The sequence below is a fragment of the Acinetobacter sp. SwsAc4 genome, from assembly GCF_013391535.1.
Classification (GTDB): Bacteria; Pseudomonadota; Gammaproteobacteria; order Pseudomonadales; family Moraxellaceae; genus Acinetobacter.
In genome coordinates, this window is record NZ_JACAXC010000058.1 from 1 (window position 1) to 2,488 (window position 2,488).

General features: G+C 45.0%; 3 protein-coding genes. All 3 read left to right on the top strand.

All coding sequences use genetic code 11. The annotated features are described in order from the left end of the window. Positions 1-82 precede the first annotated feature (82 nt). Positions 83-511 carry a transposase gene (locus tag HYG88_RS15055; protein WP_178883367.1) on the top strand — a complete coding sequence of 143 codons (429 nt, stop codon included), beginning with the start codon at positions 83-85 and terminating at the stop codon, positions 509-511. Then, positions 508-843 (top strand): IS66 family insertion sequence element accessory protein TnpB, encoded by a 336-nt coding sequence (tnpB, locus tag HYG88_RS15060; RefSeq protein WP_005157151.1) that lies wholly within the window; start codon positions 508-510, stop codon positions 841-843. The genes HYG88_RS15055 and tnpB overlap by 4 nt, the downstream gene beginning before the upstream one ends. Before the next feature lie 74 nt (positions 844-917). Continuing rightward, on the top strand, positions 918-2,488 hold a 1,571-nt coding region (locus HYG88_RS15065; protein WP_178883368.1), incomplete at its 3' end, for an IS66 family transposase.

The following is a 2,488-nucleotide window of genomic DNA, read 5'->3' on the forward strand; positions in this document are numbered from 1 at the left end:
GTAAGCCTCCAGTGAATCACCACTATTTTTAGTGGATCAATCCCCCGATAGTGTCCACTAACCAATAAGTGGACACCTATTTATGGATTTAAAGACAGTTATAGACAGTGCACCAACGCAAAAAAAGCCTCGCCGAACTTTCACAGCCGAATTCAAACATCAGCTTATTCAACAATGCCAGCAGCCAGACACATCAGTGGCTAACGTGGCAATGCAACATCAGATCAATGCTAATCTACTGCATAAATGGATTCGCCAGTCCGAATCAATGCCCCCTCCATTAAAAAACCTGCCTATCCCACAGACCGACTTTCTTCCTGTCATTGTTCACTCGATACCAGTCAAACAAGAGACATCTCCATCACCTGTGCCTGAGAAGAAAGCTCCTGCTCATATCAGGATTCCACTGCATGAGGGACCAGGTTCCGAAAGAGATCAAATGATTGAAATCGAATGGCCTGTGGAATCAACAACTGAATTACTATTTCTGCTGCAAGGTTTGATCAAATGATCCGCATTGATGAAATCTGGCTCTCTACCCAACCCATGGATATGCGAGCAGGTACAGATACTGCACTTGCTCAAGTCCTGAAAGCCTTTGGTGGTGTTAAACCCCATTGCGCCTATCTGTTCTGTAATAAACGAGGCCATCGTATGAAAGTGTTGGTACATGATGGTCTAGGGATTTGGCTGTGTGCCCGACGATTGGAACAAGGGAAGTTCCACTGGGCGCAGGTTCATCAGGGTGAAACAATGAGTATCAATGCGGAACAATTACAGGCATTAATTCAAGGTTTAGCTTGGCAGAGAATTGGGCAACAGCACGTGGTCACAATGATCTAAACCAGATACCTTTATTTTACCATCCTCCAAACGACCTATTTCATCCCTAACCTGATCTCAGGCATACTGCGGTCATGAATATGCTGCCTCATTTAAGCCAACTGACCCATGAACAATTGCTGGAATTTACCCAGCAGTTGGCAATGCAGAATCAGCAACTTGTAGAAGATAAACAACAACTCGAACAATCCAATCAACACCTCGATGCCAAAGTTCAGCACCTATCTGTACTCACACAAAAATACGAGCATGAACTTGCGCTGTTTAAACGGCATAAATTTGCTCAGAAGAATGAACACCTCACTGCCAAACAAATCAGCTTGTTAGATGAAGCAGTTGAAGAAGATATCGCAGCCGTTGATTTAGAACTGGAACGACTGAATGCGGATCAACCCAAATCGGCTGAAACCAAAGCAATAAAACCGAAACGCCGACCGCTGCCAGATCATCTAGCCATCATTCGTATAGAGCATGAGCCTGCATCGACACAATGCAGTTGTGGCTGCACGCTTCGTCGTATTGGTGAAGACCTGAGCGAGAAACTCAATTTCAGACCAGCACAGTTCTACAAGGAACAGCATATCCGTGGCAAATGGGTCTGTGATCAGTGTAATACCTTGATTCAAGAACCGATGCCTGCTTATGTGATTGATAAAGGCATTGCTACACCTGAATTGCTCAGCCATGTGCTGGTTTCAAAATATGCGGATCATTTACCTTTATATCGTCAACGTCTGATCTATCAGCGTGTCGGGGTTGATCTTGCTTGCTCAACCTTATCGGAATGGGTTGGTCAATGTGGTGTACAGTTAGAACCACTAGCAGAAGCCTTAAAACAGATCATATTACAACAACAGGTGATTCATGCAGATGAAACACCAGTGACCGTGATGCAGATTGCCGAGAAGAAACCCAAGAAAGGTTATGTCTGGGCCTATGCCACCACACAGTACAACTCTATTCAGGCGGTGATCTATGACTTTCAACCGAGTCGATCAGGTCAACATGCCGAAGATTTCCTAAAAGGCTGGCAAGGTCAACTGATCTGTGATGATTACAGTGGTTATAAGGCACGTTTTGCCTCAGGTCAGATGATTGAAGTGGGTTGTATGGCCCATGCCCGTCGTAAATTCCATGAGCTGCATGTGACGGGTAAAAGTCTCATTGCCGAACAAGCTCTGCAATTGATTCAACAGCTTTACCAAATTGAGGCAGAATTACGAGAGATACCAGACTGTAGTGCCGAACAACGCCACCAGCGAAGGCAGCAGGACAGTCAACCGATCATGCGTCAACTGTATGTCTGGCTGAAAGAATATCAAGATAAAGTACCAAAGAGTTCGCCTACAGCGAAAGCAATCAATTACAGCCTAAAACGCTGGTCTGCCTTAAGCCGTTATCTGGATGATGGCAATTTGCCAATAGACAATAATTGGATAGAAAACCAGATGCGTCCGTGGGCATTAGGCAGAAAAAACTGGCTATTTGCAGGATCACTGCGTAGTGGTCAACGGGCAGCGAACATCATGACTTTAATCCAGTCAGCCAAGCTGAATGGTCTTGATCCGTATGCCTATCTCAGTGATGTGTTGAAAAGGCTGCCAACACATAAAATGAAAGATATCGAAGCGCTGCTGCCGCATAA